The following is a 20,148-nucleotide window of genomic DNA, read 5'->3' on the forward strand; positions in this document are numbered from 1 at the left end:
TTTTATTAGAATTTGTAGGTAACGCTAGCGGCATAAGTTCTTAACCTTTGTGGATTTTGGGTAGTATAACCTATCCAGTATTTTTCGTCGGTTAAATTGTCAACCTTTGCAGAAAATCTAATTTTTTTAAGGTCGTAAAATGCAGATGCATTTAGAACGGTGTAGGCAGGTAGGGTGTATATGCCCATACTAACGCTATTCACGATTTTGTTATCACTTGAATAATTACCACCAAATCCAAAGCCAAGGCCATTTAATGCATTTCTTGTAAAGCGATAGCTGACAAAGAAATTGGCAACATAAGGAGACATTGCGGTGCCTGGTCTTCTGTTTATCACATCAGCATCGGCCTCGGTATATTTCGAATCATTGTAAGCAAAACCTGCAATAATATTTAAACCATTTAAAGGGTTGGCAATAATATCAACTTCTACCCCTTTACTTAACTGCGTACCATTCTGGATCTGAGAATTTGCCGGGTCAACAGGATCGGCCCTTAGTACGTTCTCTACTTTAATGTTGTAATAGCTAATGGTAGATGATAATTTTCCATTAAAGGCGTCGAGTTTAACACCACCTTCTATCTGATTTGCCTGCTCAAGTTTTGCAATAGCAGTAGTTAGTGTGCCGTTAACCTGTGTACGGTAAGCACCTTTGTTGGTAAAGCTATTTTGATAGTTCGCAAAAATTGAAACCTGATCCTTCACCGGTTGATAAACCAAACCAAATTTAGGCGAGAATCCCTTTTGGGCATAAGGTTCGACCGGGCTATATTCCAATCCGCCTTTATTATCGAAATAATCATAGCGCAATGCTGCCAATGCCCTTAACCTGTCGGTTATATTTAATACGTCAGAAATATATGCGCCATAAATATTGGTTTTTACATTTACAATATATGGAGGTGCCATGTTTTGCTGCAAATAGCGTTGTGCTACATTTTGGCCATTAAATTGGCTATAATTAAATCCAGCAACATTTAAAGGCACAATATCAAACTGGTTGATGCCATTAAAATTGATGGTTGGGCTTTTTCTAAAAAAATCGAATCCCACAACTGTTCTGTTGCGCAAACTACCGATATTAAAATCGGCATTGAAGTTTTGTTGTACGCCGTACAGCTGGCTTTTTGAACTTTCTGTAGATTGATCTGCCCTTACCAGATAATTGCTTTTGCCCGCATCTTCTGGCTTTCCGGTAACTACATTATCAGGCAATAAATAGAAATAAGGACCATAACCATTAGAAAAACTGTGACTGCTGGTAAAAATCGTACTAGAGCTGAAATGCTCAGAAAATTTATAATCTGCCTGAGCAAAAAAGTTTGTGCTTCTTGATGTATTCAACAATCCATCGCCCCTGTAAGGTTGGTTGTAATCCAGCTTGGTTTCAGCCGGCGATGTAGCGCCCAGCGCTGAAGTGGGGTAATAGAAAAAGAAGGCCTGTTTTCCGGTTCCTTGCGTATTAAAAATTTCAGCATCTAACGATAAGGTTAGCTTCTTTGTGATTTTGAAGAACAAGCTTGGTGCTATGGCAAAACTTTTGTCGTAGCCTACACCCTGAAAATCATTGATGTAATTATATGCTGCATTTATCCTGAAAGCGATGTTGCTGTCTAAAGGTTTATTAAAATCTACACTAACCCGGCTAAAATCCGAATTTCCCAGGGCAACATTTACTTCACCAGCTGTTTTGAAGAAAGGTTTTTTGGTTATGCGGTTTATTGCACCACCGTAAGAGGTTAATGCGCTGCCAAATAAAGTACCCGAAGGACCTTTTAATACTTCTAGTTTTTCGAGGTTAACCGCATCTATGCCTCCGGTAACTAAACCTGCAACTCCGTTTCTTAATGATGATTGTGCGGTAAAGCCACGTAAACTGAAGAAACTGCCTCCATCGCCCCCACGTCCGGTTGGCTCCCACATTTTTTGTAGTCCCGGAATATTTCTTGTTGCATCATCAACAGAGAAAACCATCTGGTCGGCCAACACCGCCTTATCTACAGTATTGTAAACCTGTGGGTTTTCTAAGTTATTAAGCGGCATTTTCGATATATATTCACTTTTTTTGGTGGAATACCGGTTATCCTTTGCTTTGTTGATATTGACCTCACTGAGCTGGTTAGAATTCTGACTAATCACAAAATCAACCGTTTTGTTTTCACCTGCAGTAATTACCACCGGTTTTTCTATTGTTTGTACACCTACAGCCGAAACCCTTAAAATATAAGAGCCTGGTTTAACGCGTTGAATTTCGAAAGTACCTTTATCATTGGTTACATTCCCTAAACCTTTTCCTTTCAAACCTACCGAAATATAAGCCGCTGGTTTACCATCTGATGTGGTAACGGTACCGCTAACGGTAGAAAATTGCTGGGCAAAGGAGAGTAAGCTGAGAAAAGTTAAAAGAAATGTTAAACTAAAAAGTTTGATTTTAAACATGATACTATTTATTTGGATTAATTCTAAAGAGCTGCAAAATAACGGGAGAAATTGTTATTATCCAAATTATTTTGAATTATTCTAAATAATAAAATGTTAAAATTGAGGTTATAACCTAAGTGCGGTCATTATTTTGTTTAAAAGGTCTCTGGCAGATTTTTAACGCTAGGTCGTCACCCTGAATTTATTTCAGGGTCTATCTGGTAGAGAAGATAACAAGTATCGAAAAAAGAAATATACGGGCATAAAAAAGCCCCATATCATATCAATAACATAGGGCAATTAGAAAAAAAGTATTGTTTTATTTAATTGTTATAGCCTGTAAGGTTAATGCGCGTTCGGTATCATTTGCAGGTGTAACCAGGCCATTTAATATCACATCATAATGGAAACCGGCAGTAAAAGTAGTACTGCCCGTTGTAGCCTTAACTGTACCCGATGAAGTTTCTTTTGCATCAAGTGAATAAGTTCCTGCATCTACGGTAATAAAACCACTCGCATTTTTAAAGGTTTTGCCTGTAAATAAAGCGGTAGTGCCGCTGGTTTTAAACAGGTCAAATGCTGTTGCATCCGGAGATAAGTTGATAAAACGGATATAAGCTTTATCTGCTACCGGCACCGAAAGATCATCGCCTATGGTATAAATATCCAATGCATTCGGTTTGTTGATAAGATAGGTTGAATAATAAGAACTGGCACTTAAAGATACGGTTTTGGATAATAAACTTTCGGTGCTGCTTGCTGTGGTAAATTTTAAAGTATAGGCACCGGCTGCAAAAGAGGCGTAAGATGCAGAACCTCCAAAAGGTAATGCTGCGCTGTTAAGCATGGTGCTGTTAAAATAAGCATTGTAAGTAGCCAGAGATGGGGAAGTATTAACCACCCTGATATAAGATATAGTTGGATCGGCTGTTTCTGTTTTTTTGCATGAAGTAAAAGCCGTAAAAGCGATCAGCACAAATAAAGTAAGGGCTTTGAAATTAAATGGAGTAGAACTCTTCATATTGTTAAATTTGATTTAATAGTAGGAAATAATGTTAAAACGGTAACGCCGCAACATTCGCTACAGCTATGCAAATATTGTATTTAAAACAATATTAAGGGTGTTAAATGTTGTTAAGCAGATGTTAAAGTTTGAAATTATATTTTAACAATGTTAACACGGGTAAAGGTAGCCATCCTGAAATTGATTAAAAAGTATTTTTTTTTGGAATTATGAAAGGCCATTAGGTGTATGGTTAAGTCAGATTAGTTTAAAAAAAACGAAAGCTTAACATAAAAAAAACGAGATATTATTGTGTAACTCGATTTTTATTTAAACCTTTGCACCTCAATAGAGTTAAAGCCGTTTTAATACGCAAGAAATGATTAAACAAATTTTACATAAACTTTCTGTTTCCACAGCACAATCAGTGTCTGGGAAAAGTTTGTTTATTAATCATTTTCAGCCCGTATTTTATTACCCCACAAGCCGGCAAAATTTCACTCCACGTATTTAGTACCCAAGCTAAACGTAACGAGGAATTGATCCTCTCTAAAAACCCAATTAACAAGAATACTTATAATTTTTCGTTAGAAAACGAATGGATATTAACGAATTTATAGTGCAGGTTGCACTTCCTGAACATCGTGTATTTGCAGAAGAAATTGTAACCGAGATGGCAGAATCTGCTAAAGCACGTGGTACCGGTATCGCAAAGCGTTCGCCGGATTATGTTGCAGGCAAGATGATTGAAGGCAAGGCTGTAATTGCTTTCCACAAGGATGGCACATGGGCCGGTTTCTGTTATATCGAAACCTGGAGCCACGGACAGTTTGTGGCCAACTCCGGATTAATTGTTTCTCCTAAATTCAGGAAAGCTGGTTTGGCGCATGCCATTAAGGAAAAGGTTTTCGAGCTTTCGAGAACATTATACCCTAAAGCAAAGATTTTTGGTTTAACAACCGGTTTGGCCGTAATGAAAATCAATTCAGATTTGGGTTACGAACCGGTTACCTATTCTGAGCTTACACAGGATGAAGAATTCTGGAAAGGCTGCCAGAGTTGCGTAAACTTCGAGATATTAAAAATGAAGGAACGTAAAAACTGCATGTGTACCGCCATGCTTTACGATCCGGCTACGCAGAAACATGATGCCGCCAAAAAGTTTGCAGAAGAACTACAGAAAAAACCAAAATTATACGAGCGTTTTATGCGCATTAAACAACGTTTAGTTGTTAAACCAAAGCCTAAATCAGGCTTAAAAGCCCTTTTATTTTTATTTACCCTTTTATTTAAATAGCATGAAAAAAGTTGTTTTAGCATTTAGCGGAGGCTTAGATACCTCATTTTGTTGTATTTACCTTGCACAGGACCGCGGATTGGAAGTTCATTCGGTAATTGTAAATACCGGTGGTTTCTCTGACGAAGAATTGCAGGAAATTGAGAAAAGAGCTTATGCTTTGGGCGTAAAATCGCATGCTGTGGTAGATGAAACAGAAGGTTATTATGATGATTGTATCAAATACCTGATTTTTGGAAACGTATTGAAAAATGCAACTTATCCGCTATCGGTAAGTGCTGAGCGCGTAAGCCAGGCAACAGCTATTGCCAACTATGTTAAAAAAATCGGTGCCGATTATGTTGCGCACGGTAGTACCGGAGCAGGTAACGATCAGGTGCGTTTTGATATGATCTTTAATATCCTAATTCCAGGAGTTGAAATCATTACCCCGATCAGGGATTTAAAATTATCACGCGAAGCGGAAATTGAATATCTGGCACAACATGGTGTTGAATATAGTGCCGAAAAAGCAAGATATTCCATCAATAAAGGTTTATGGGGAACTTCGGTAGGTGGGAAAGAAACTTTAACATCACACGAAACTTTACCCGAAAGTGCATGGCCAACACAGGTTACCGAAACAGAATCGCGTAAAGTAGAATTAACTTTCGAAAAAGGCGAACTGGTTGCCATTGATGGCGAAAAACTGGCACCGGTAAGGGCAATTCAGAAATTACAGGCTATTGCACAGCCTTTCGGTATCGGCAGGGATATCCACGTTGGTGATACCATCATCGGCATTAAAGGTCGTGTGGGTTTCGAGGCCGCCGGACCAATCATCATCATTAAAGCACACCATACTTTAGAAAAACATACTTTAACCAAATGGCAGTTAAGCTGGAAAGAGCAGTTATCATCTTTTTATGGCAACTGGCTACACGAAGGTCAGTTCCACGATCCGATTATGCGGAATATCGAGGCATTTTTAGCCGATACACAAAAGTTTGTGAGCGGTAAGGTGTTTGTAGAGCTGTTGCCATACCGTTTCCAGATTATCGGAATTGAATCTAACCATGATTTAATGAGCAATAAATTTGGCAGCTACGGCGAAATGAACAACGCCTGGAGCGGAGAAGATGTTAAAGGTTTCTCTAAAATATTCGGCAACCAGGTAATGATCTGGCATAAAGTGAATGGTGAGGTGGAAGGCTAAAAGGTTGAAGGCCCAAGGTCTCGATACCAAATACTTGATACCAAATGGTCGATACCAAATACTCGATACTAAATACTTGATACCTAAAAATGAGCGAAATCCTTTCAAAAGATAACTGTTTAAGCCACTACAAATGGGGCGATAACTGTGATGGATGGAATTTTGTAAGCAAGCCTGAGGCAGTAATTAAACAAGAGTTGATGCCTGCAAAAACTGCTGAAAAATTACATTTTCATACTTATGCCGAACAATTTTTCTTTATACTGAAAGGACAGGCAACTTTTTTAGTTGAAGGCGAAACATTTACAGTTGATACCAGCAAAGGTTTGCAGATTAAGGCCGGTGATAAACATAAAATTATGAACAATGGTGTTGGTGATTTAGAATTTATACTCTTTTCATACCCATCAACCCAAAACGACAGAACCGATTGTGAATAACATAACGATAAAACAGCTAGGATTAACAGATGCCCACTTGGTAGTTGGCCTGTTTAACCAGTATCGTATATTTTATAAACAGTTTTCGGATATCGGTATGGCGAAGGCTTTCATTGATGAACGTTTACAGCACCACGAATCGGTTATTTTTGTAGCCATAGATGATGATAGTCAGCAGCCTGTTGGTTTTACGCAGTTATATCCAAAATATTCTTCAGTAAGGTTAAGTAAAAACTGGATTCTGAACGATTTATATGTTGCTGAAGATTATCGGAAGCAGGGTATCGGCGAAAACCTGATTAAAACTGCAATGGATTTTGCCAGAAACAACGGGTCTACATTTGTACAATTGGAAACCGCTATTAACAATTTTACTGCGCAGCACCTGTACGAAAATATCGGTTTTGTAAAGCAGGGAAACGACGAAGAATTTTTTCTTTATAAAATAGCATTAAACTCATAGAGATGAATAAAATTAAAGCAGGAATAATTGGTGGTGCAGGTTACACTGGGGGCGAAATGTTACGCATCCTGGTTAACCACCCAAATGTTGAAATTGCTTTTGTAAATAGTACCAGTAACGCAGGGAATCTGATTTCTGATGTACATACTGATTTGATCGGCGATACAGATTTAAAATTTGTAAGCGATATTCCGCAAGATATCGATGTATTATTTTTATGTGTTGGCCACGGTGATGCGAAAAAGTTTTTAGCCGCTAATCCGATCAGCGAAAACATTAAAATCATCGATTTATCACAGGATTTCAGGTTAAATGAAAAATCGGCATTCGAAAGCCGAGAATTTGTTTACGGATTGCCCGAACTGAACCGTGATAAAATTAAAACGGCTAAAAATATTGCCAATCCGGGTTGTTTTGCAACCTGTATCCAATTGGGTTTATTGCCGCTGGCTGCAAAAGGATTGATCAAAAAAGAGGTTCACATCAATGCAACAACCGGTTCAACCGGTGCCGGACAGAGTTTGGCTGCCACTTCGCACTTTAGCTGGAGAAACAATAACCTCTCCATTTATAAGGCATTTGAGCATCAGCACCTGAACGAAATCAGTGAAAGTTTGTTACAGCTGCAGCCATCACTTTCCGAGGCTTTAAATTTTATCCCACAGCGTGGTGCATTTACCAGAGGGATTTTGGCTGCTATGTATCTCGATAGTGATTTAACTTTGGAAGAAGCACAAAATATTTACGAAACGTATTATGCTACGCATCCTTTTACACATGTAAGTCAGAAAAATATCGATTTAAAACAGGTTGTAAATACCAATAAAGCACTGGTTCATGTAGAAAAACATGGCGGTAAATTGTTTATCATCAGCATTATCGATAACCTGTTAAAAGGCGCTAGCGGCCAAGCGGTTCAGAACATGAACTTAATGTTCGGCTTTGAAGAAACAGCCGGCTTACGCTTAAAGGCCGCTAATTTCTAGGTAGAAGGCTGATAGACCAAAGCTGAAAGACCAAAGACCAAAGAGGATATAGCATGATGCCAACATAAAGTAAATAATGATTAAATATTGCATTAAGCTTAGTCTTTTTGCTTTTAAGCTTAGAAAATGAGAGATTATCAGAAATTGGATGTTTGGAAGAAATCACATTTGATGGTTCTATATGTCTATAAATTCATTTTGCCTGATTTTCCTGCTCATGAAAAATACGATTTGCAAAGTCAGGTAAAAAGAGCGGCATATTCTGTTCCATTAAATATTGTTGAAGGAGCAGGGCGGCGGACCGAAAAAGATTTTGCACATTTTCTTGACAATGCTCTAGGCTCTGTTCAAGAAATGGAATACGCTTGTTTTCTGGCAAAAGATTTAGAATATCTTGAAGAAAGCAAATATTTAGAAATTTATAAAATGGCTGGTGAAGTTAAAGCAATGTTAATTGGCTTAATTAAACACCTAAGACAATAACCAAGATTGAATACTGATAGATTAGGCTTGATGCTATATGAAATATTGCAGGAAGCTTTGGTCTTTAGTCTTTGGTCTTCAACCTTATTAAAAAATGAACTTATTCGACGTTTACCCACTTAACGATATAGAAATAACAAAAGCAGCAGGCAGCAATGTTTGGGATGCTAATGAACAACAATATTTAGATTTATATGGCGGTCATGCCGTGATTTCGATCGGCCATACCCATCCACATTATGTAAGCCGTTTAACCGATCAGTTAAATAAAGTTGGTTTTTATTCCAATTCGGTTAAAATTCCTTTACAGGTTCAGCTTGCAGAGAAATTGGGTGAAGTTTCTGGTAAAAAAGATTTTCAATTGTTTTTATGTAATTCAGGTGCCGAAGCAAACGAAAATGCTTTAAAACTGGCTTCATTTTACAACGGAAGAAAAAAGGTGATTGCCTTTACAGGTGCTTTCCACGGCCGTACCTCCTTAGCAGTTGCTGTAACCGATAATCCTAAAATTGTGGCTCCGGTTAACCAGACCGAAAATGTAATCTTTTTGCCTTTTAATAATGAAGTTGCTTTAGAAGAAACTTTTAAAGCACAGGGCAATGATATTTCAGCAGTAATTATCGAAGGTATCCAGGGAGTTGGTGGTATTAAAGAAGCTTCCAAAAGTTTTCTTCAAAAAATCCGTTCGCTTTGTGATGAACATAATGCCGTATATATTGCCGATAGCGTACAATGTGGCTACGGACGTACGGGCTCTTTCTACTCGCACGATTATTCGGGTGTTGAAGCCGATGTGTATACCATGGCAAAAGGAATGGGGAATGGATTTCCGGTAGCGGGGATTTCTATTGCACCTAAATTTAAACCTTGGCATGGCGAGTTAGGTACAACTTTTGGCGGTAATCATTTGGCCTGCGCTGCTGCACTGGCGGTTTTAGAAGTGATGGAAAAAGATAACCTGATCAAAAACGCCGAAGAAGTAGGGAATTACCTGATTGCTGAATTGAAAAAATTTGAGCAGGTGGTAGAAGTACGTGGTCGCGGATTAATGATCGGTATTGAATTGCCCGAAGAACTTGCACATGTTAAAAAAGAGCTGTTGTTTACATACCATATTTTTACCGGCGAAGCTAAACCTAACGTAATCCGTTTATTACCTGCTTTAAACTTGACTAAAGCGCACGCTGATGAATTTTTAGCTGCCTTTAGAAAATTAGTAAAATAAGGTAGATGGAGGGAAGGTAGAAGGGTGGAAAGCCTGAGAAAGGCTAAGAATTATAAAATAAAAATTAAATCAGGCGATATTAATCGCAATTATAAATTTTGAGGGATGGCGATATTGAGGGAGAACAAACCTTCAACCTTTCAGCCCTCAACCTTTAACCTCATAGAAAAGATGAACTTGTTCACTTCCGTACACGATGTTCCAAGCATCAAACAATTTGTAAATGATGCACTTGCGTTAAAAGCAAATCCATATGCGCACCAGGATTTAGGTAAAAACAAAACCCTGGGCCTGGTTTTCATGAACCCGAGTTTACGTACCCGGTTAAGTACGCAAAAAGCAGCCTTAAATTTGGGTATGAACGTAATGGTGATGAATATGGACAAAGAAGGCTGGGCTTTAGAAACACAGGATGGTGTGGTAATGAACGGCACAACCGTTGAACATATCCGTGAGGCTGCAGCCGTAATGGGACAGTATTGCGATATTTTGGGCCTGCGTTCTTTCCCAAAACTGAATAATCGTGAAGAGGATTATAGCGAAGATTTCTTTAATAAATTTGTGAAATACTGTGCTGTACCCGTGGTGAGTTTAGAAAGTGCAACACGTCACCCTTTACAGAGTTTTGCTGATATTATTACCATTCACGAAACGTGGACAAAACAACCCGATGGACGTAAACCAAAAGTAGTTTTAGCCTGGGCACCACATGTTAAGGCCTTGCCCCAGGCGGTGCCTAATTCGTTTGCAGAGTGGATGTGTAAAGCACAGGAAGAGGGTATGATCGATTTTACGATTGCGCAACCTGAAGGTTACGAACTTTCGGAAGATTTTACGACTAATGCTGATATTCAATACAATTTAGAAGAGGCTTTGGCCGGAGCAGATTATGTGTATGTGAAAAACTGGAGCAGTTATAAAGAGTATGGTAAAGTATTAACTTATCCTGATGGCTGGATGATGAACAACGAAAAGTTGAAATTTACCAACGATGCAAAAGTAATGCACTGTTTACCTGTTCGCCGCGATCTGGAATTATCATCCGAAATTTTAGACGGGCCAAATTCACTGGTTATCCACGAAGCTGGAAACCGTTTGTGGGCTGCACAGGCAGTAATTAAAGCAATGCTGGAAGAATTGAAATAACATTTGCTGAATGGATAATCCAATTAAAAATATTACAACAGATTTCGAGCATATTATTTTGCTTATTACGGAGGCCCGGAACAGGGTTTACACCAAAGCGAATGCGGAACTTGTAATGTTATATTTTAACGTTGGACAAATTGTTTCTGAAAAAGTTGCCAATGGTAATTGGGGCGATAGGACTGTAAATGACTTAGCTGATTATATAATAAAAAGGCAACCGTTTTTAAAGGGATTTAACCGTCGTGGACTTTATAGAATGAAACAGTTTTATGAGATGTACAGCGACGAAGGAATTGTGTCAGCACTGCTGACACAATTGCAAGGTATTGATAATAAGGATGATAAATTTGTGACAACACTGCTGACACAAATTAGTTGGACAAATCATTTGTTAATTTTAACTAAAACAAAAACAAGCGAGGAGAAATTATTTTATCTTTATCAAAGTATAAAAGAAAAGCTATCTACGCGGGAACTCGAACGTCAGTTAAATTCTGCTACTTTCGAACGTACTATGCTTGGTAATAAATTTGGCGGTGTTATAACCAAGCATTTACCCGAAGGGATTTTTAAAGATCCGTATGTTTTTGAATTTTTAGCTCTACCCGAAATTCATTCGGAAGACGATTTACAACAGGCCTTAATTAAAAACCTGCAGAATTTCATATTAGAAATGGGAAAAGGCTTTACCTATATGGGAAGCGAGTACAGGCTGCAGGTTGGAAATAAAGATTATTATACCGATCTGCTATTTTATCATCGCGATTTACAGTGCATGGTATTGTTTGAGTTGAAGATAGAAGAATTTCAGCCAGAATTTTTGGGAAAATTAAATTTCTATCTCGAAGCTTTGGATAGAGATGTTAAGCGGCCATTCGAAAATCCTAGTATTGGTGTTTTATTGTGCAAAGGTAAAGATGTTGAGGTTGTAGAATACGCCTTGGCCAGAAACTTGTCGCCAGCTTTAATCGCAGATTACGAAACTAAATTGATCGATAAAAAACTGCTTGCAGAAAAATTAAATCAACTTTCAGAAATTTTCTATAGAAATGAAGAATAAACAACTCACTATCATAAAAATAGGCGGAAACGTAATCGATAATTCAGAGAACCTGCATCAGTTTTTGTTGGATTTTACCGCATTACCGGGAGATAAGATCCTGGTACATGGTGGTGGTAAAATTGCAACCGAATTGGGCGAATCGTTAGGCATTGAAGCCAAAATGATTGAAGGCCGGCGGATTACGGATATTGAAACCCTGCGGATTGTTACCATGGTTTACGCTGGTTTGATCAACAAGAACATGGTTGCTCAGTTACAGGCCAAAGGCAGCAATGCCATCGGATTGAGTGGTGCTGATGGGAATGTGATCAAGGCAACAAAACGTTCGTTAAAAACCGTAACACATGGTATTGCTCCAGGACCATTGGCTGGTGCCGTAATCGATTATGGTTATGTTGGCGATCTGGATGAAAATTCTGTTTCTTCAACAACTTTAGATAGTTTGTTAAAAGCTGGCTTCGTTCCTGTTTTATGTGCCATTACGCATGATGGTAATACGCAACTTTTAAATACCAATGCCGATACCATTGCATCTTCAGTTGCGGTGGCGATGTCGGGATTATATGAAACGCGTTTGGTATATTGCTTTGAGAAAAAAGGCGTACTGAAGGATGTTAATGATGATGCTTCTGTAGTGAGAGAAATCAAAGCTGATGAATTTGAAGGCTTAAAATCAGATGGAACGGTACAAGGTGGCATGATTCCTAAGCTGCACAATGCATTCGAAGCCATTAAAAAAGGTGTTTCGGCAGTATACATTGGTAAAGCAGATGAATTAGCTGAACTTGCCGAAGGTACTTTCGGAACCAAAATGCTTAAATAGAGGTAGAAGGCAGGAAGGTTGAAGGTGTAAGGCTGAAAGTGGAGGATAGGATGGCTGAAGGTTTTACACAACGCATAAACTTGACCCGAAAATCGGTGTAATCAACTAATCTGTGAAGTCAAACCGAAGGAAGAACAAAATCTGTGTAATCAAATAATCTGTGTAATCAACCCGCAGGAAAATTAGTAATCATGACAAAAAAAATAGCCATAATCGGTAGTGGAAATATCGGTTTATCTTTAGCAAAAGGTTTGGTAAAAGCCAATTTTGCACAAGCTGCCGACATTACACTTACCCGTAGAAATATCGACCATTTAAAATCGTATGCCGAAGCCGGTTTTAAGGTAAGTAATAATAATAAACAAGCTGTTGTTGATGCTGATGTGGTGATTTTAGCGGTTCTTCCCCAGCAATTAAATACAGTTTTAGATGAAATTCAATCTTCAATTGCTCCTGCTAAACATTTGGTTATTTCGGTAATTTCCGGCGTGAGCTGTGCCGCGGTGAAGGAAAAACTGGGAGCTGATGTAGAGGTAATCCGCGTAATGCCAAATACGGCCATCGCTATCGGCCAATCAATGACCTGTATGGCCAGCGATAATGCTTCGGCAGAAAATATTACTAACGTGACCAAAATGTTCGAAACAGTTGGTTCTGTGGTTAAAATAAACGAAGATTTAATGACTTCGGCAACTGCACTTTGCGCCTGTGGTATTGCGTTTTTCTTGAGGGCAATTAGGGCAGCATCGCAGGGTGGTGTAGAAATTGGCTTCCATGCCGATGAAGCGCTGAAGATGGCCGTGCAAACTGCAAAAGGTGCAGCTGATTTGCTTTTATTACATGGAACACACCCAGAATCAGAAATAGATAAAGTAACTTCGCCGAAAGGTTGTACCATTGCCGGGTTAAACGAAATGGAGCACAATGGTTTTAGCTCATCACTGATAAAAGGTATTAAACTTTCGGCCTTAAAAGCCGGAAATTTATATACCAAAGAAGGTTAAAATCGATGTAAAATGGTTAAGGTAAGATGGATGATATACCTAACCAAAATTAAAAGTAACAGGTTAAAGATAAAACTTATCTTGCTACTTGATACTAACTACTTGATATTATGTTACTAGAAAATATACAAAAAGAAAGTCTGGATTTATTGCGACAGTTAATCCGCATCCAGTCTTTTAGTAAAGAAGAAGACCGGACGGCGAATTTAATTGCGCAGTTTTTGGAGGAGAGAGGGATTAAGACCCAGCGTAAAATGAACAACGTTTGGGCTTACAACAAACATTTTGATGCAAATAAACCCACATTGCTTTTAAATTCGCATCACGATACGGTAAAGCCAAATTCTGGTTATACCCGCGATCCTTACGATGCTGCAATTGAAGGTGATAAATTATTCGGCTTGGGCAGCAATGATGCAGGTGGATGTCTGGTTTCGCTAATCGGTACGTTTTTATATTATTATGAACAGGAAAATTTAAAATATAATATCTGTCTGGCCGCAACTGCCGAAGAAGAAATTTCGGGTAATAACGGTTTAGAACTGGTTCTGCCTGATTTAGGCGAACTGGAATTCGGAATTGTAGGCGAACCAACAGAAATGAATTTAGCCATTGCCGAACGCGGATTATTGGTGTTGGACTGCGTATCTCATGGTAAAGCTGGTCATGCCGCCCGTGAAGAGGGAGAAAATGCCATTTACAAGGCGCTGAAAGACATCGAATGGTTCAGAAATTATCAGTTTCCTAAAGTATCTGAGGTTTTTGGTCCGTTAAAAATGACAGTAACCATTATCAATGCAGGTTCGCAGCACAATGTTGTGCCGGCAAATTGCACTTTCACGGTTGATGTACGTGTTACCGATGCCTATACCAATGAAGAAGTTTTGGAAATTATCCGTGCAAATGTTGATTGTGATGTTACCCCGCGTTCTATCCGTTTAAAACCTTCGTCGATTGATAAAAACCATCCTGTAGTTCAGGCCGGTGTGGCACTGGGAAGAACTACTTACGGCTCCCCAACAACGTCCGATCAGGCTTTACTGGATATCCCGTCGGTAAAATGTGGACCAGGTTTTTCAGGCCGATCGCACATGGCGGATGAGTTTTTGTATGTACGCGAAGTGGCCGAAGGAGTTGCAGGTTATGTAAATATGTTGAAACCGGTTATTGTTTAAATCATTTAAATTTCTGTATATTGTTGTTGCCCAGCTTGTTTTGTAGGTTTTGTGATTAATTTGTATATTTGTAGTAATGAAAAAAGTACAAGCAAGTAAAGAAAAAGTTATATCTGTCCTTCAAAAAATAATTGCAGAGAAAAATGCTGTACGTACCTACATGCAAGGTCAAATTACTTTGGATCAGTTAACAAAAAAAGGAATTAAACTTGCAAAACCATTATAATTACGTATTCGACGGAATTACAAATACATATAACTTTTCCACAAAAAACGGTTTACTCTACAGCATTGCTTTTGTTGAGGATCATACCCTGAGTGAAATTTCTGGAAAAGATATTTCAAATGTTTTTCAAATTGTCATTGAAAAAATTGGCATAGAAAAAGAAATATTTGATTTAAAGATTTCAGAAACCATAAAGCATATCATCAGTAAGTTTTTTGAACAATCTCAATATTCGGTTATATAGGTTTGTTCTAACAATGAGGATAAAGCCGAACAGCGCTTCAGGGTATTCAATAGATGGTATAAGGATTCAACTTTTAAAAATAGAATTAATAAGATAGATAATGTTATAGAAATAACATCAATTGATATAAACATGAAAATATTTACTTCTTTGTTACTTCATGTAGAAAACAAAAACCTTAAAGCTATTTTAGAAATATATAACTCTATAGGAGATGTTTTAAACAATAAGTAAAAGCAAAATCTAATGATATTAGCACCTCTTTAAAAATTAGATTACCTTATCTTAAATCAAAATTGTTTATCTTTACATGATGAAAACTTATTCTAATTTCATAGAGATTAATTCAAATAAACGCTTTGGTAAACCTTGTATCAAAGGAACCAGAATTGCTGTTTATGATGTTTTAAGTTGGTTATCTAATGGAATGACTGTTCAGAATATTTTGGAAGATTTTCCTGAAATTAATGAAGAAGAAGTACTAGCATGTCTGGCCTACTCTGCAGACAGGGAACATAATATAAGAGTTGCCTAGTGAAATTATTGTTCGATCAAAACATATCACATAGGATAACAAAACTTTTAGAGGCTGATTTTCCAGCTTGTGATCAAATAAGACGTTTGAAATTAGAAAACAGATCAGATAAGGAGATCTGGACTTTTGCTGGTCAGAACGGCTATGTGATAGTAACCTTCGATGCAGATTTTTACGAATTTTCGAACTTATATGGGCATCCTCCCAAAATAGTCTGGCTTCGTTTTGGAAATAATACCACCACTGGAATCGCAAAAACTTTAATAGAAAAAAAAGAATTAATAAACGATTTTGTTAAACAGGATGAATTTTCCTGTTTAGAACTTCAGTAAAAATAATATACAATAAGTTCGTCCTCGCAATGACGAAGATTAAATATGAAACCTGCGTAGCAAGCTTCATTGCCATTAAAAAATAAAGACTATAATGAAAATCTGGCAAAAAAATATAGATGTTAATCAGTTTGTAGAGAGTTTTACGGTAGGGAAAGACCGCGAACTGGACCTGCAAATGGCAAAATTTGATGTTTTGGGCTCTCTGGCACATACGCAAATGCTCGAAACTATTAATCTGTTAACCGCTGATGAGTTAAAAACTGTTCAGCAGGAACTTAAAAACATTTATGCTGAAATCGAAGCCGGAAATTTTACCATCGAAAATACGGTAGAAGATGTGCACTCTCAGGTTGAATGGCTCTTAACCCAGCGTATTGGTGAAGCAGGTAAAAAAATCCATAGCGGCCGTTCGCGCAACGATCAGGTTTTGGTAGATCTGAAATTGTTTTTCAGGGCCTGCATCGAAGATATGGTTAATCAGACTTCAACCTTGTTTAACCAGTTAATCGAGCTGAGCAATACGCATAAAGACAAATTAATGCCAGGTTATACCCATTTGCAGATTGCCATGCCGTCATCATTTGGTTTGTGGTTTGGCGCTTATGCCGAAAGCCTTGCCGATGATATGGAGCTGATGCTTGCTGCCTGGAAAATTACCAATAAAAATCCATTGGGTTCTGCTGCTGGTTATGGTTCGTCATTTCCTTTAAACAGGACCCTAACCACCGAATTGTTAGGCTTCGAAAGCTTAAACTATAATGTAGTTTATGCGCAGATGGGCCGTGGTAAAACCGAAAGGATTTTGGCACAGGCCATGAGCGCAGTGGCTGCAACTTTGGCTAAAATGGCGATGGATGTTTGTTTATTCATCAACCAGAATTTTGGTTTTATCAGTTTTCCACCAGAACTTACCACCGGTTCGAGTATTATGCCGCACAAGAAAAACCCGGATGTTTTTGAACTGATCCGTTCGCGGTGCAATAAAATCCAGGCCCTGCCGAACGAAATTGCCATGATGATTACCAATCTGCCTTCAGGTTATCACCGCGATCTGCAATTACTGAAAGAAAACCTGTTCCCGGCGATCACTTCTTTAAACGAATGTTTGGAAATTGCCACTTTTATGTTTCAGAACATCACCATCAAGGATGATATTTTGAAGGATAAAAAATATGATTATCTGTTTAGCGTTGAAGTAGTGAACGATCTGGCTTTACAAGGCGTTCCATTTAGGGAAGCCTATAAAATTGTTGGCGAACAGATAGAAAGTGGTACTTTTGCCCCATCTAGCCAGATACATCATACACACGAAGGTAGCATTGGCAACCTTTGCAATGAACAGATTAGTGCCGCAATGCAGGATGTACTGTCTCAGTTTGGTTTTGGCAAAGTGAATAACGCAATAGAAAATCTGGTTAAATAAATTATGCTAAATTTGTAATTATGACAACTTTAACAATAGAAATTAAGGATAAAGACGCAGGTTTTGTAAAAGAATTCCTTAGCAAAATTGGTGCAAAAGTTAAATCTGAACCAACAAGCCAGATAACGTCTGAAATTGCTCAAGCCTTAAAAGAGATTAAGGAAATGCAGCAAGGAAAACGGAAGTCTTTAAGTTTAAAAGACATTTAATGGCTAATGAAGTTCTTTATTCCGATGTTTTTATTAAAAAAGCCAAAGTCTACAAAAAGAAATATCTTTCTTTAGTTGAAGATCTCTATGAACTTGAAGAGAAACTTCTTGAGAATCCGCAACAGGGTACTGATCTAGGTGCAGGGCTATATAAAATTAGACTGGCAGTAAAAAGCAAGGGTAAAGGTAAAAGTGGAGGGTTTAGAATAGTAACTTATCTGGTTTCAAATATGCAGGATGGTGTCGTTATCAATATGCTAACCCTATATGATAAATCGGAAGAGAGTAATATTGATAAAAAAGAACTTCAAAAAATAATTAAAGCATTATAAATCTGCTAAAAGCAGTTTCAATATATACATATGAAAGTTTCAGTATTGGCCAGTTCATTAATTGGTTCAGAAATTATTAAAATTGGTAACGAGGTTAACGAAATGAAACGCAAAGGCGCTTCAATTGCCAATTTAACCATCGGCGATTTCGATGCCAACATCTACCCAATCCCAACTGAATTAAAAGCAGGGATTGTAGAGGCTTATAACGCAAATCAAACCAATTATCCACCTGCAGATGGTGTGCTACCATTACGCGAGACCGTTTCAGAATTATTGAAAGATAGATTCGGACTGGAATATAACACCAACAGCATTCTAGTTTCTGGTGGTTCACGTCCTTTGATTTATGCTACTTATCTGGCTTTGATCGATCCGGGCGATACCGTGGTTTTTCCGGCACCATCATGGAACAATAACCACTATTCGCATTTAACTTCAGCAAAAACCATTGCTGTAGAAACTGATGCTGAGCATAATTTTATGCCAACTGCGGCACAATTAAAACCACATTTAAAAGGGGCAACTTTACTGGCCTTATGTTCGCCGTTAAATCCAACCGGAACGATGTTTGATGCAGAATCGTTAGCGGAAATCTGTGATGCGGTTTTAGAAGAAAATGCAAGCCGAGGAGCTGATGAAAAGCCATTGTATTTAATGTACGATCAGATTTATTCGCTTTTAACTTTTGGTAAAGAACACGTAAATCCGGTTTCTTTAAGACCAGGGATGAGGCCTTTTACCGTTTTTGTTGATGGCAGCTCTAAGTGTTTAGCAGCCACAGGCGTGCGTGTAGGCTGGGGTTTTGGTCCGGAAGATATTATTAACAGAATGAAAGCATTGGTTGGTCACATGGGCGCCTGGGCGCCAAAAGCCGAGCAGGTAGCCATGTCTAACTATTTTAACGATAAAGCGCAGGTTGATGCTTTTTTAATCAGTTTTAAAGGCCAGATCCAGGATAGTTTAAATGCCCTTTATAATGGTTTTAACGAATTGAAAAACGAGGGTTTTAATGTTGATGCCGTAGAGCCTATGGGTGCCATTTATTTAACCATTAAAATAGACTATATCGGAAAAACGACTGAAGATGGCCAGGTTTTAAAAGACAGCGCAGACGTTAATTTCTACCTGATCAAAGAAGCCGGAGCAGCCTTGGTACCTTTTTCGGCCTTTGGTAACGAAGACAGTATGCCATGGTTCAGGGCATCGGTTGGAGCTTGTACTTTACAGGATATCAAAGATATGTTGCCCAGGATTAAAACAGCTTTGAGTAAGTTGAAATAAAGTTATTTATAGTCTATAGTTCAACAAAAATCTTTTTTTGAAAAGCAATTGCAATGCTCATCGGTTGTTGCAGCCCTGCTTTTGGTACAAGTCCCGATGAAAAATCGGGAGCTTTTCCCGTCAATCAGTTTATTTAAGTTAAGCTTGTTCCGATCGGTCAGACAAACATGTAAATCCTCTTCAAAATTAATTGAAGAGGATTTTTCGTTTTACGCTCTGCGCAGAAACTACTTCGACCTGTATAGGTTTTATTTAATAATCGTTAAATTTGTATATTAGTTTAAAATCGCATTAATATGGAAACTTACCTTGTACATCCCGATAAAATACAAGAAAAAGCTTTAAAGGCATTTCTTAAAGCTTTAGAGGTTCCTTATGAGATAAAAAAAGGTCATGATTTGCCAGAGCATGTGGTAGCAGGTATAAGAAAAGGACAAGATGATATCAAAGCGGGAAAAAGTTTTTCTTTAGAAGAGTTTAAGGAAAAAATTTCAACGATCTGATGGGCTTGCCCGTTATCATATCGGAAACAGCATTAAAAACTTTTGAATCGATCTGCGCTCAGATACGTGAAAGACTAGGTGAAAAAGCAGTAAGTGATTTTAAAAAGAATACCATTAAAACTTTAGAATTAATTGGCAATTCGCCATTCATCTATAAAGAAACGGAGTTAGATCCCAATATCCGGCAAGGATTAATTAAAAAGATTTCTTCTGTGTTTTACCAGATTAAACCTGATCGCATAGAAGTTCTTTTCTTTTGGGATAATAGACAGGAACCGATGTTCTTTTAATTTTTATCTTCATACAAAAAACCTCACAGGTTTCTGCA

At 38.0% G+C, this 20,148-nt stretch carries 24 protein-coding genes; 22 read left to right on the forward strand and 2 right to left on the reverse strand.

Annotated features, from left to right (window positions below; all coding sequences use genetic code 11):
- Window positions 1-5: 5 nt before the first annotated feature.
- Entirely contained in the window at window positions 6-2,441 is a 2,436-nt protein-coding gene (locus tag DRW42_RS04230) for a TonB-dependent receptor (protein ID WP_113947589.1), read from the reverse strand.
- Between the two features lie 301 nt (window positions 2,442-2,742).
- A complete protein-coding gene (locus DRW42_RS04235; RefSeq protein WP_113947590.1) occupies window positions 2,743-3,444 on the reverse strand; it encodes a DUF4397 domain-containing protein in 702 nt (233 codons plus the stop codon).
- Window positions 3,445-4,024: 580 nt separating this feature from the next.
- Here DRW42_RS04235 and DRW42_RS04240 point away from each other — a divergent pair.
- From DRW42_RS04240 to DRW42_RS04340, 22 genes are all read left to right on the forward strand, one after another.
- A complete protein-coding gene (locus DRW42_RS04240) occupies window positions 4,025-4,723 on the forward strand; it encodes a GNAT family N-acetyltransferase (protein ID WP_113947591.1) in 699 nt (232 codons plus the stop codon).
- A gap of 1 nt (window position 4,724) precedes the next feature.
- On the forward strand, window positions 4,725-5,918 hold the full coding sequence (argG, locus tag DRW42_RS04245; protein ID WP_113947592.1) for an argininosuccinate synthase: 1,194 nt from the start codon (window positions 4,725-4,727) through the stop codon (window positions 5,916-5,918).
- Between the two features lie 89 nt (window positions 5,919-6,007).
- The gene (locus DRW42_RS04250) at window positions 6,008-6,358 is read left to right on the forward strand and encodes a cupin domain-containing protein (RefSeq protein ID WP_113947593.1); all 351 of its coding nucleotides are present in this window, start codon (window positions 6,008-6,010) and stop codon (window positions 6,356-6,358) included.
- On the forward strand, window positions 6,351-6,821 hold the full coding sequence (locus DRW42_RS04255; RefSeq protein WP_113947594.1) for a GNAT family N-acetyltransferase: 471 nt from the start codon (window positions 6,351-6,353) through the stop codon (window positions 6,819-6,821). The genes DRW42_RS04250 and DRW42_RS04255 overlap by 8 nt, the downstream gene beginning before the upstream one ends.
- 2 nt (window positions 6,822-6,823) lie before the next feature.
- Window positions 6,824-7,807: an N-acetyl-gamma-glutamyl-phosphate reductase gene (argC, locus tag DRW42_RS04260; RefSeq protein WP_113947595.1), complete on the forward strand. Its 984-nt coding sequence runs from the start codon at window positions 6,824-6,826 to the stop codon at window positions 7,805-7,807.
- Window positions 7,808-7,933: 126 nt separating this feature from the next.
- The gene (locus DRW42_RS04265) at window positions 7,934-8,290 is read left to right on the forward strand and encodes a four helix bundle protein (protein WP_113947596.1); all 357 of its coding nucleotides are present in this window, start codon (window positions 7,934-7,936) and stop codon (window positions 8,288-8,290) included.
- Between the two features lie 94 nt (window positions 8,291-8,384).
- Window positions 8,385-9,515: an aspartate aminotransferase family protein gene (locus DRW42_RS04270; protein WP_113947597.1), complete on the forward strand. Its 1,131-nt coding sequence runs from the start codon at window positions 8,385-8,387 to the stop codon at window positions 9,513-9,515.
- Window positions 9,516-9,686: 171 nt separating this feature from the next.
- The gene (locus tag DRW42_RS04275) at window positions 9,687-10,661 is read left to right on the forward strand and encodes a Rossmann-fold NAD(P)-binding domain-containing protein (protein WP_113947798.1); all 975 of its coding nucleotides are present in this window, start codon (window positions 9,687-9,689) and stop codon (window positions 10,659-10,661) included.
- A 10-nt stretch (window positions 10,662-10,671) separates the two neighbouring features.
- On the forward strand, window positions 10,672-11,724 hold the full coding sequence (locus DRW42_RS04280; protein WP_113947598.1) for a PDDEXK nuclease domain-containing protein: 1,053 nt from the start codon (window positions 10,672-10,674) through the stop codon (window positions 11,722-11,724).
- Window positions 11,714-12,550, forward strand: coding sequence for an acetylglutamate kinase (gene argB, locus DRW42_RS04285; protein WP_113947599.1), 837 nt, complete (start codon window positions 11,714-11,716; stop codon window positions 12,548-12,550). Before DRW42_RS04280 ends, argB begins: the two co-directional genes overlap by 11 nt.
- A gap of 191 nt (window positions 12,551-12,741) precedes the next feature.
- On the forward strand, window positions 12,742-13,554 hold the full coding sequence (gene proC / locus DRW42_RS04290) for a pyrroline-5-carboxylate reductase (protein WP_113947600.1): 813 nt from the start codon (window positions 12,742-12,744) through the stop codon (window positions 13,552-13,554).
- A 110-nt stretch (window positions 13,555-13,664) separates the two neighbouring features.
- On the forward strand, window positions 13,665-14,729 hold the full coding sequence (locus DRW42_RS04295; RefSeq protein WP_113947601.1) for a M20 family metallo-hydrolase: 1,065 nt from the start codon (window positions 13,665-13,667) through the stop codon (window positions 14,727-14,729).
- A gap of 76 nt (window positions 14,730-14,805) precedes the next feature.
- A complete protein-coding gene (locus DRW42_RS28680; RefSeq protein ID WP_158544277.1) occupies window positions 14,806-14,955 on the forward strand; it encodes a hypothetical protein in 150 nt (49 codons plus the stop codon).
- Window positions 14,939-15,199, forward strand: coding sequence for a hypothetical protein (locus DRW42_RS28685; RefSeq protein ID WP_113947602.1), 261 nt, complete (start codon window positions 14,939-14,941; stop codon window positions 15,197-15,199). Before DRW42_RS28680 ends, DRW42_RS28685 begins: the two co-directional genes overlap by 17 nt.
- A gap of 310 nt (window positions 15,200-15,509) precedes the next feature.
- Window positions 15,510-15,734, forward strand: a complete 225-nt coding sequence (locus tag DRW42_RS04305; RefSeq protein ID WP_208643495.1) for a DUF433 domain-containing protein — start codon at window positions 15,510-15,512, stop codon at window positions 15,732-15,734.
- Window positions 15,734-16,066, forward strand: coding sequence for a DUF5615 family PIN-like protein (locus DRW42_RS04310; protein ID WP_113947604.1), 333 nt, complete (start codon window positions 15,734-15,736; stop codon window positions 16,064-16,066). Before DRW42_RS04305 ends, DRW42_RS04310 begins: the two co-directional genes overlap by 1 nt.
- Window positions 16,067-16,160: 94 nt before the next feature.
- Window positions 16,161-17,492 (forward strand): argininosuccinate lyase, encoded by a 1,332-nt coding sequence (gene argH / locus DRW42_RS04315; RefSeq protein WP_113947605.1) that lies wholly within the window; start codon window positions 16,161-16,163, stop codon window positions 17,490-17,492.
- A gap of 20 nt (window positions 17,493-17,512) precedes the next feature.
- Window positions 17,513-17,701, forward strand: coding sequence for a hypothetical protein (locus DRW42_RS04320; RefSeq protein ID WP_113947606.1), 189 nt, complete (start codon window positions 17,513-17,515; stop codon window positions 17,699-17,701).
- Complete coding sequence (locus DRW42_RS04325) at window positions 17,701-18,033, forward strand: type II toxin-antitoxin system RelE/ParE family toxin (protein WP_113947607.1); 333 nt, start codon at window positions 17,701-17,703, stop codon at window positions 18,031-18,033. The genes DRW42_RS04320 and DRW42_RS04325 overlap by 1 nt, the downstream gene beginning before the upstream one ends.
- 30 nt (window positions 18,034-18,063) lie before the next feature.
- The gene (locus DRW42_RS04330; RefSeq protein WP_113947608.1) at window positions 18,064-19,317 is read left to right on the forward strand and encodes a pyridoxal phosphate-dependent aminotransferase; all 1,254 of its coding nucleotides are present in this window, start codon (window positions 18,064-18,066) and stop codon (window positions 19,315-19,317) included.
- 296 nt (window positions 19,318-19,613) lie between these two features.
- Window positions 19,614-19,820, forward strand: coding sequence for a DUF2683 family protein (locus DRW42_RS04335; protein WP_113947609.1), 207 nt, complete (start codon window positions 19,614-19,616; stop codon window positions 19,818-19,820).
- Between the two features lie 5 nt (window positions 19,821-19,825).
- The gene (locus tag DRW42_RS04340; protein ID WP_147243664.1) at window positions 19,826-20,110 is read left to right on the forward strand and encodes a type II toxin-antitoxin system RelE/ParE family toxin; all 285 of its coding nucleotides are present in this window, start codon (window positions 19,826-19,828) and stop codon (window positions 20,108-20,110) included.
- The last annotated feature ends 38 nt before the right edge of the window (window positions 20,111-20,148 follow it).

The organism is Pedobacter miscanthi (assembly GCF_003315595.1).
Taxonomy (GTDB): domain Bacteria; phylum Bacteroidota; class Bacteroidia; order Sphingobacteriales; family Sphingobacteriaceae; genus Pedobacter; species Pedobacter miscanthi.

Coding starts and splice junctions, on each gene's coding strand:
- DRW42_RS04230 (WP_113947589.1), bottom strand. CDS start 2,441: ATGTTTAAAATCAAACTTTTTAGTTTAACATTTCTTTTAACTTTTCTC.
- DRW42_RS04235 (WP_113947590.1), bottom strand. CDS start 3,444: ATGAAGAGTTCTACTCCATTTAATTTCAAAGCCCTTACTTTATTTGTG.
- DRW42_RS04240 (WP_113947591.1), top strand. CDS start 4,025: ATGGATATTAACGAATTTATAGTGCAGGTTGCACTTCCTGAACATCGT.
- argG (WP_113947592.1), top strand. CDS start 4,725: ATGAAAAAAGTTGTTTTAGCATTTAGCGGAGGCTTAGATACCTCATTT.
- DRW42_RS04250 (WP_113947593.1), top strand. CDS start 6,008: ATGAGCGAAATCCTTTCAAAAGATAACTGTTTAAGCCACTACAAATGG.
- argC (WP_113947595.1), top strand. CDS start 6,824: ATGAATAAAATTAAAGCAGGAATAATTGGTGGTGCAGGTTACACTGGG.
- DRW42_RS04265 (WP_113947596.1), top strand. CDS start 7,934: ATGAGAGATTATCAGAAATTGGATGTTTGGAAGAAATCACATTTGATG.
- DRW42_RS04270 (WP_113947597.1), top strand. CDS start 8,385: ATGAACTTATTCGACGTTTACCCACTTAACGATATAGAAATAACAAAA.
- DRW42_RS04275 (WP_113947798.1), top strand. CDS start 9,687: ATGAACTTGTTCACTTCCGTACACGATGTTCCAAGCATCAAACAATTT.
- DRW42_RS04280 (WP_113947598.1), top strand. CDS start 10,672: ATGGATAATCCAATTAAAAATATTACAACAGATTTCGAGCATATTATT.
- argB (WP_113947599.1), top strand. CDS start 11,714: ATGAAGAATAAACAACTCACTATCATAAAAATAGGCGGAAACGTAATC.
- proC (WP_113947600.1), top strand. CDS start 12,742: ATGACAAAAAAAATAGCCATAATCGGTAGTGGAAATATCGGTTTATCT.
- DRW42_RS04295 (WP_113947601.1), top strand. CDS start 13,665: ATGTTACTAGAAAATATACAAAAAGAAAGTCTGGATTTATTGCGACAG.
- DRW42_RS28680 (WP_158544277.1), top strand. CDS start 14,806: ATGAAAAAAGTACAAGCAAGTAAAGAAAAAGTTATATCTGTCCTTCAA.
- DRW42_RS04305 (WP_208643495.1), top strand. CDS start 15,510: ATGATGAAAACTTATTCTAATTTCATAGAGATTAATTCAAATAAACGC.
- argH (WP_113947605.1), top strand. CDS start 16,161: ATGAAAATCTGGCAAAAAAATATAGATGTTAATCAGTTTGTAGAGAGT.
- DRW42_RS04320 (WP_113947606.1), top strand. CDS start 17,513: ATGACAACTTTAACAATAGAAATTAAGGATAAAGACGCAGGTTTTGTA.
- DRW42_RS04325 (WP_113947607.1), top strand. CDS start 17,701: ATGGCTAATGAAGTTCTTTATTCCGATGTTTTTATTAAAAAAGCCAAA.
- DRW42_RS04330 (WP_113947608.1), top strand. CDS start 18,064: ATGAAAGTTTCAGTATTGGCCAGTTCATTAATTGGTTCAGAAATTATT.
- DRW42_RS04335 (WP_113947609.1), top strand. CDS start 19,614: ATGGAAACTTACCTTGTACATCCCGATAAAATACAAGAAAAAGCTTTA.